Origin of the sequence: Parabacteroides gordonii MS-1 = DSM 23371 (genome assembly GCF_000969825.1) — a bacterium.
Lineage (GTDB): Bacteria > Bacteroidota > Bacteroidia > Bacteroidales > Tannerellaceae > Parabacteroides > Parabacteroides gordonii.
On sequence record NZ_KQ033924.1, the window covers coordinates 5,391 to 14,276 of the forward strand.

Consider the following 8,886-nt stretch of genomic DNA (forward strand, 5'->3'; position numbering starts at 1 on the left):
ATGACGGTATGGCTCTTCGACGAGGAGTCCTTCGTGCCGGTGGCAATGATAAAGGAAGGCAGGTCCTACTCGATACTGACAGACCAGCTCGGAACGCCGACGGAGGCATACGATGCCGAGGGCAACGAGGTGTGGAGCCGGGTGCTCGACATGGACGGGAACGTCATCGGGGAGACCGGCAACAAGGGAATGGTACCGTTCCTGTTCCAGGGACAGTATTATGACCGGGAGACAGGGCTGGCGTACAACAGGTTCAGATACTACTCGCCTGAAATGGGGATATATATTTCTTCTGACCCGATTGGGCTGGCGGGCGGATTTAATACATACGCTTATGTGAAAGATACTAATACTTGGGTTGATGTTTTAGGTCTAAGTGGAGAGCTTGTATATCAACTTATCAGAGATAATAAGGTAGTTTATTATGGTATTACAAGCAGAACTGCCTTAGAACGTATGGCAGAACACGGCAAAACAAAAGTGTTCGACAATATGGAAATATTGGCTGACGGACTTACACACGACCAAGCTCGCTCTATTGAAGGGGCTTTGATAAGACAACGTTTGAAGGAAAGAGCTGACGATTGGTCAGACTTTGATTCGATTAAAGCCAGATTAGATAAATCAGGATTAGATAATAGAAACAGAGGTCGAATAAAAGAACGCTGGACATCGGAAAATCCGTTAGACGATTTACGAGATAAAATATACAAAAAACCAAAGAAAGTAAAAGTAGGCTGTAAATCTTAAAACAAATAAAAAATGAAAATATTTAGCACAGCACCCGATGGAAATGAAATGGCTGATATGGCAAATGCACGCTACTTTAATTTGGCTATAAAACAAATTGAAGAAAATGCAGAATGGTTAAAAACAGCAAATAAACCAACGCAAGCTCTTTTAGCACATATTGAAATACTAATTATGCTTGCAAAAAGATTTCCAATCGATGCAAATTTGAGCATCAAAAAAGACAAAGTAAAAGAATGGAAAAATACGTTTAACGATTGGTTTGAACGTGTTGGTAATAAAATACCTGCAAAGTACAGGGACGGTATAAAAGCCAATGGCGATGAACTCTTTAAACAATTGGAACAATATGGACACTAATAATTTTAATGAGTTAATAAAACCATTCTTTTGGATCGAACACGAAAATAGTGTTTCGGTATGTTTGAATGTTGGAGAATACAAAGCAGAAATTTTCCAAGCAAGAGAAGATGAGGGCTTTGAGGGCAACGGTTATGATTGGGGGGCTTTAGCAAAAGTATTTTTGGAAGAACAAAAAACTGAACTAATAGAAATCATAAAGTTTGACCCCGAAGCAGATATGTTTTGTGTTTATTCATCTAATCCAGATGCTCTAAAATCTTTTATAATTGCATTTAAAGAAACCTGCGAAAACGAAACTTTAATACAAGATTTATTTTTAAGAGCAGAATTAGATTAAAAAAACACATCTTTATACAAACAAAAGAACGCTTCAAATGGAGTGGTTTTTTGTTGCAAAAGAAAAAAGGAGTAAAAAAACAGGGACTGACCGCCTCTTACAAAAAAAGTTATCAACAGGTATTTTGTTTGTTTTCCCTCTTTTCTTCTGATGGTTTTAAGGGATTTTTTCGGTTCTATAAACGGGATTTTATTTCATTGAAAAAACATGTCAAAACAGCGTTCTGCTTTTATAGGGTTGCCACATTCCCTTTTATCCGATTACAGGAAAGCCCCGATAAAGAAAGCCCCTCTGTTCCTGCGGAGCGTGAAAGAAAGTAATCCCCTTGTTTTCAAGTCGTTTTAAATTACTACCTTTGCGTACAAATTATTGGAATGACATGGCGACAAATGGAGAAATAACAAAAGGAATCAGCACCCTTTACGACACGATTAACCGGATAATCGAAGAGGCACGTGCTGCGGTTTACCGCACCGCCAATATTACGATGGTCAGGGCATACTGGCATATCGGCAGAGTAATCGTCGAAGAAGAACAAAAGGGAAAAGAAAGGGCGGAATATGGCAAACAGGTTCTCAAACAATTATCCCAAAAACTGACTAAAAAACACGGTCGTGGCTTTGATGAAAGTAACCTGCGCCACATGCGTAACTTTTACCTCGTTTATCCAAAATGTGACGCACTGCGTCCTGAATTGAGTTGGACGCATTACCGCCTGCTTTTAAAGGTAGGGAACGGGCAGGCAAGGCTGTTTTACATGCAGGAAACCATAGATTGCAACTGGAGTACGAGAACGCTTGAACGGCAAATCGGCAACCTCTATTACGAACGGATGCTTATGAGCCACAATACCCAAATAGTCAAGGATGAAGCTGCCGAAAAAGAAATCAGGCAAGAGCCGAAAGACATTATCAAAGACCCTTATGTACTGGAATTTTTAGGCTTAAAGGATAATACGGACTTTAGGGAGAATGAACTGGAACAGGCAATTATAGATAAGTTGCAGAACTTCTTGCAGGAATTAGGCAAGGGCTTCGCTTTTGTGGGGCGCCAGTACCGACTTACCACCGACACGGGCAAACACTTTTATGCGGACTTGGTATTTTATAACTATATACTCAAATTCTTTTTAATCATAGACTTGAAAGCCGAACCGCTTACCCATCAGGATATCGGGCAGATGGATATGTATGTACGCTATTTTGAGGAAAAGATGCGGCAGGAAACCGATAATCCGACAATCGGGCTTATCCTATGTACCGAAAAAGACAAGACCATTGTAAAATATAGCCTGCTCAATGACAGCAACCAGATTTTTGCATCCAAATACATGCTTTATCTGCCGACAGAACAGGAACTCAAAAAAGAGATAGAACGACAACGGGTACAGATAGAGCAAGAAAGGAAACTGAATCAATAAAGAGCAAAACTCCTTGTCTTGCAGAAAAGAAAGCCCCCAAATAGAATTAGTCATGCAAGAACATGTCTTAATGAACGAACCATGGATAGGGCATGTTCTTTGGGGCTATCTGTAACGTATGAAAGCCCCCAATCACAAAAATAGAATCAGTAAATTTAAAAGTGTCAATTTTTGGCAGGGGTAATCTCTATTTATCCCCTTCTTTTGATGTCACGCATTTTTGTTAAAAGAAATACTTCTTGTACTTATCCTTATAGACCGACCTCTGAGTTGTTCAATAGCTTCATACCTGTTCCCTCCTTTAAATGGGTTGAATAAAGGAAATCCCTATAAAGAAAGCCCCAATCATCAGATTATAAAAAAAAGAGAAAAACGGACAAATATACATGAAAAACGAAGCATGACCCAATCCCTTAAAACCATCAGAAGAAAAGAGGGAAATGGTTGTCAGTCATCCCCTTGTGTTAATAACTTCATTTTCATTTCTCGTATAATCTGTGTTATTTCGTGCCTGACATTTAAACAATTACAGCATGAAGAATTTACAGATTACAAACTCCCGTTTCATCACCTATACGGATGACCTGTTAACGGTTGATGTGCTGGGCGGAGTGGATTTGTCGCAAGTGGAACGCATGGTTTGCACGCTCCGCATCACGTACAATGACTATCCGCCGCAGCGCACCACATTGGATTTATACAATGACAACCAAACCGACAAACTTCAAAGAACCCTTTGTGATAAATGGGGGCTGAAACTCCTCGAAGCCAGCCGCAGCCTTTATACCCTTACCTTGCAGTTGGAAGAATACCGCCTGCAACAGTTACGTTACACGGGCAAATCCCCGCAACAGGCTTTTTCTCCGAGCGAGGAAGACAGACGCAAAGCGGTACGTTTTCTTTCGGAAAAGAACCTGTCGGGCAGTCTGATGGAGCAACTGAACACCATCGGCATTTTGGGTGAAGACCGTAACGCCCTTATCCTGTTCTTGGCGTTGGCGTCGCACAAGTCGGCCAATCCCTTTTCGGTTTTGTGTCTGGCAAAATCGGGTATCGGTAAAAGTTATATCCTGCAAAAGCTCTCGGAGTGTATGCCCGACGGTTCGTTCTCGTTCCACAGCCGTATATCGGCAAACGCCCTGTACTACTTCGACAGCGGGGATATTAACGGCAAAGCCCTTTTTATCGAAGATTTGGAATGGACGACACAGATGTTGCAACCGCTGGCAACGCTCCAGACGCAGGGGCGGCTGGTAAATACACGTGCCACCAAGGACAAAGACGGAATGCTCCATTCCACCACCTTTGAAGTGATAGCCAAACTCTGTCTGATAGCCTGTGCCTACTCGGACAAAAATCTTGAAGAACTCGGATTGCCGTTTCTCTGCCTGCACCTGAACCACAGTCCCGCCCAAGACCTTGCCGTTATGGAGTATCAGAAGAAGTGCAGGGCGGGACAGATAAGAACCGAAGATATTGCCCGAGCCCAGCACCTTTTAAAATGCGTGATTGCCTCGCTGCAAAACATCAGTGTTGTCAATCCGTATGCCACATTGATAAACCTGCCTCAAGATATAGCCTATCCCCGCAAATCGCTGTTGCTACTCCTTAACTTTATCGAAGCGATCACTTTCTTTTTCCAATACCAAAGGGAACGGCTGACCGACACCGATACAGGAGAGATATTTATCCGCACCCATCCGCAGGATATTGAAATGGCGTTTGCCCTGCTCAAAAACACGCTGTTCAGGCGGGCTGATGAACTGAGCACGTCCGTAAGAGGCTTTTACAAGTGGCTTACGGAGTATCTGCAACAGGCAAAGACCACACAGTTCACCGCTTTGGATATACGCAAGACCAAACCGATACACCCCCGCACGCTGAACCGCTATTTGCAGGAGTTAAAGCTGTTTTCATACATCCAAGTGGCAGGCGGAAACAAGCACAGGGAGGGATTTATTTACAAACTTACGGACTTCGGAAATCAAAAGGAGGTGCAGGGACGTATCGAACAGGAGATGCAAGCCACTTTAAAAGATGTCTGGAATGCTTACCGTAAAGAACAGAATCCGCCGACAGAACCCGAGCAAAAAGCAGAATCCGAACAAGAACCGTCAACGGGATTAAGTGCGGAATCACCGCAAAAGCCCTCAAAGCGTAAACGCATTGACGACAAAGAGGAATATACCCTTAAATTGCTTTTGGAACTTGAAGCCCGAAGTCCTGACCGGGAATATATTCCAGCCGATTTTACCACCCTGACAGGCAGAAGTCAAATCACCGAAGCCCGCTATTTAAAACGTCTTTGGCAGCAGGGAAAACTCAAACGGGAATGGAAAAACCGACAGTATTATTATACCCTCGCTGCGACAGGCAGTAAGACAGTAAGCCAATCCCCGATGACCGACCCGCAAACCGCTTTATAACAAGCCTTTGGGAGTAGGACGACACAAAAAAAGAAATTTATGAATGAAAAGATGCAACCCAAGAGAATGGAAGATTTTAAAAACTATTTACAGCAGCAAGACAAAAGCCCTGTAACGATAAAAGAATACGCAAGACAAGTCAGTCTTTTTATATCGTGGTACGGCGACCAAGATACGATAAACGTACAGAAGAAAGACATTTTAAACTATTTAAGCTACCTAAAACACCATAAGAACCATCAAGCCGTAAGCAGTAATCACGGACTTATCGCCCTGCGACATTACTTTGACTGTCTTGTCGGGCAGGGGATTATCTGTCTTAATCCCACCGCACTCATCAAACTGCGGGGAGTTAAAAAACGGCGTTTGCATTACATCTACACTCCTGAAGAACTGACCGAACTTGCCGACAGCTATTATCAGCTCTATGTAAAAGCGGCGGAAGAAAAATCCTTGTCGGGCATACGTCCAACCCTTTATAAAGAGAGCTGTCACACCAAAACCCGTAACCATGTGATGTTGCTGTTCTTTATACATCAGGGCTTGACCACAAGGGAAGTGTTACATCTACAAACCGAAGATATAGACCTGTACAAAGCCACCGTAACGGTACAGACCACCACAAGAGGCAGGGACAGAATCCTGCCGTTGCACGCCACGCAAACAGGTACGCTGATACGTTACATGAACGGGATACGTCCCCTGCTGACGGGCAAGAGCCAAAGCGGCACATTGTTTTTGCCTGTGCGACAGGATAACAGTGAAAAACACGCCACACGGGCATTGATACAGCTTACGACAGCACTCAAACGTATAGACAGGCACTTTGTCTCCCTCGCACAGATAAGGGCTTCACTTATCACATATTGGATAAGGACATACGGACTGCGTAAAGCCCAATATATGGCGGGGCATAAAAGTATCATCAGTACGGAGGAGTATCTGCCCAACCACATTGAAGAACTGGCGGAAGACATCACAAAATTTAATCCGTTCTAAAACAATGAACACGCATTTTAAGGCAATACACGAACAGTACGTTTTTTGGTTGGATACGTTGGGATTTGCTACCGAAACGGTATGTAACTACGGTTATAGGGTAACAGATTTTTTTCTATGGCTTGAAAGCAAAGACATTACCCACATTGTTCAAGCCGAACAAAAGCACATCAACGATTTTTTTGACTGCCAACAGACCCGCCCCAATACCAAGTTTAAGGGCAGAACGTTAAGTGCTTCCTATCTGAACGATTATTTTACCGCCATAGACAAGTTGTGCGAGTTTCTGCACCAAATGGGAGCACGGACATCGCTTGTTCCCACCAACCGCCGTATTACCATAGACGAATCCCAAAGGATACGCCGAATAGAACCTTTTACGGTGGAAGAGATAAAAATGCTGCAAGAGGCTATCAACCACCTGTACCCGCATTTAGACCACGAACACAGGCAACTCAAACAGGAGCAGTTGAAGTTGGTTTTTGTACTTTTCTACGCCTGCGGATTGCGTTTAAGCGAGGGATACAACCTTACGCCCGCAGAAATAGACTTCAATAGAAAAACGATTTTTATACGGCAGGGCAAAGGCTACAAGGACAGGATAGTACCGATGAGCGACAATGTGTACAAAGCCTTGCAGCACTATATTTACAACTTCCGCAATCAAATCAGGTGCGGGCATGACCGCCTTTTTGTGCAGAAGAAAATAACCCTGTCGGTGGATTTGCACTATTTACATCAGCAATGCGATAACGAAGAGATTAAACGCAAGCGGCTACACTTCCATGTTTTACGCCACTCCATAGCTACACATCTGTTACAGAACGGCATGAGCGTGGAGAATATCGCTCGATTTTTGGGACACGGCTGTTTGGAAAGCACACAGATTTATACGCATATCATAAACCGATAATCCGACTTTTTTATTACCTTTGTCCGCAGGAAGCTGTTTTTGGCTTTTTGCGGATTTTTTGTGTTCTTTGAGTTTGTTTTGGACTGTGAGGCAGTGTGGGAACTGTTTTTTTAATCTCTGACCTTAAAGTTTTGAGAGTTTAAAGAACGGAAGTATAAGGAGTTCAGGTATTACTCACCGAAGATGGGAATGTATGTCTCGCAAGATCCGATTGGACTTAATGGTAGTAATCCTACTATTTATGGATATGTGGATGATACTAATACATGGATTGATATATTGGGGCTTGCTCCATGGGGACGTGGTAATAAAGCATTTAATGATTGGTGGGATAAAGCTACAGTAACAGATATAGAAGCTAATATTGATGCAGTAAAAACTCACTTGAGAGGTAGTGGTGGAATGCACGAGATGTTTCCTGTTCATCTTGCGCCAAAGTTAAAAGATCTTGGGTTTACAGCATCAGAACTTAAGAAGATGGTTATTCCAACAAAAAATATGCAGATTAAAATTGGTAGAAATAAGGGACTTCACCATCGTTCTTCTGCCAGTTCTATTTTTCATCAAAAACTTGCTAATGCAATAACTAATGCAAAATCAAAACAGCAAGCTCAAAGTGAGATTGAAAGACTGCACAATAAGCATGTAGTAGGATATTCTAATAAAAAATAAGTTTTATGAATAAAATAATGATTTGGGTTGGTCAATTTAATTCGGAAGCTGATTTCGAAAAATATATGGATCAATCAGCATTCTATAAGTGGTGGAAAAAATATGACGAAGACAACAAAGAACTTTGCTGTCAATTCTGTAAGGAATTAGGAGTAATGAATTATGACGAGGATTTCCTCATTATGAAATATGCTTCCAATGGAATGAATGAATTATTAAATTTAATACCTGCTGAAACTTCTAAAATACATGAAGCCATTGAAAAAGCTGGAATATCACAGTGTAATGCTGTAATATGTTATAATTGTTCTTGTGGCATTTCTCCCCAAAAAGCGAAAAAAGCTGTATCCATGAATTATCTTGGCTCTTATAAGTTTGAACAAAATATTGAAGGTGTCGCAGGTTCATTAGCCGGTCTTGAATACATGATATGGATAGGCAGGACTGAAAAGAGCCGTGAAGAATTTATGGAATATTTCAATCAAGATATATATATGAAAGAGTTGGAAGCCTATAATTCTTGTCAAGCTAAGAAACGCCCAAATCCTGAACACCGATGCCAATTTTGCAAAGATATTGATATTAAGTATTACTATCCTGAATTTCTAAAAGTAACAATTATAGATTATCTGGAAGATCCATTTAAGATGGTAAGAGAAATGATAGATAATAAACTTATCCCTGACTGGTCAATAGAAGTTGATATTAAAGAATATAATATAAAGCCCGCGAATTGTATATTTTGTTATATTCCAAATGGATTCAAAGACAAAAAAAAGAATCAAAGAATTTTTATCAAAAAGAAAAATTACGATTCCTATGAAACTCCTAAAAAATATGTAGATGAATTAAGAAGCTACAATGGAATCAATTATTTAGAAACATATATAGCGGAATAGGGGTAAATCTATTATGGCGGACACAGGCTATTTCGACAGCGTAAGTGCAAACCTAAAGACCGGCGTAGGTGCGCAGGTCAAGGGTATCTCGGAAGGCGTCAAGGCGA

General features: G+C 41.5%; 8 protein-coding genes and 1 pseudogene. All 9 read left to right on the plus strand.

What is annotated here, in order from left to right; genetic code table 11:
- Positions 1-750, plus strand: a 750-nt coding sequence (locus HMPREF1536_RS28410) for an RHS repeat domain-containing protein (protein WP_316933319.1), incomplete at its 5' end; no start/stop codon positions are given.
- Positions 751-762: 12 nt separating this feature from the next.
- Positions 763-1,110, plus strand: a complete 348-nt coding sequence (locus HMPREF1536_RS26450) for a hypothetical protein (RefSeq protein ID WP_011608529.1) — start codon at positions 763-765, stop codon at positions 1,108-1,110.
- Positions 1,100-1,450 carry an immunity 51 family protein gene (locus HMPREF1536_RS26455; protein WP_028728972.1) on the plus strand — a complete coding sequence of 117 codons (351 nt, stop codon included), beginning with the start codon at positions 1,100-1,102 and terminating at the stop codon, positions 1,448-1,450. The genes HMPREF1536_RS26450 and HMPREF1536_RS26455 overlap by 11 nt, the downstream gene beginning before the upstream one ends.
- 379 nt (positions 1,451-1,829) lie before the next feature.
- A complete protein-coding gene (locus HMPREF1536_RS26465; RefSeq protein WP_044193049.1) occupies positions 1,830-2,870 on the plus strand; it encodes a PDDEXK nuclease domain-containing protein in 1,041 nt (346 codons plus the stop codon).
- 533 nt (positions 2,871-3,403) lie between these two features.
- Positions 3,404-5,296, plus strand: a complete 1,893-nt coding sequence (locus tag HMPREF1536_RS26470; RefSeq protein WP_028728962.1) for a hypothetical protein — start codon at positions 3,404-3,406, stop codon at positions 5,294-5,296.
- A 51-nt stretch (positions 5,297-5,347) separates the two neighbouring features.
- Complete coding sequence (locus tag HMPREF1536_RS26475; protein ID WP_233426440.1) at positions 5,348-6,295, plus strand: tyrosine-type recombinase/integrase; 948 nt, start codon at positions 5,348-5,350, stop codon at positions 6,293-6,295.
- Positions 6,296-6,299: 4 nt separating this feature from the next.
- Positions 6,300-7,208 (plus strand): tyrosine-type recombinase/integrase, encoded by a 909-nt coding sequence (locus tag HMPREF1536_RS26850; RefSeq protein ID WP_022218716.1) that lies wholly within the window; start codon positions 6,300-6,302, stop codon positions 7,206-7,208.
- Positions 7,209-7,361: 153 nt separating this feature from the next.
- Positions 7,362-7,880, plus strand: a pseudogene (locus HMPREF1536_RS26855) (RHS repeat domain-containing protein); the annotation flags it as partial.
- Positions 7,881-7,885: 5 nt separating this feature from the next.
- Complete coding sequence (locus HMPREF1536_RS26490; RefSeq protein WP_011203030.1) at positions 7,886-8,779, plus strand: immunity 22 family protein; 894 nt, start codon at positions 7,886-7,888, stop codon at positions 8,777-8,779.
- Positions 8,780-8,886: the final 107 nt, after the last annotated feature.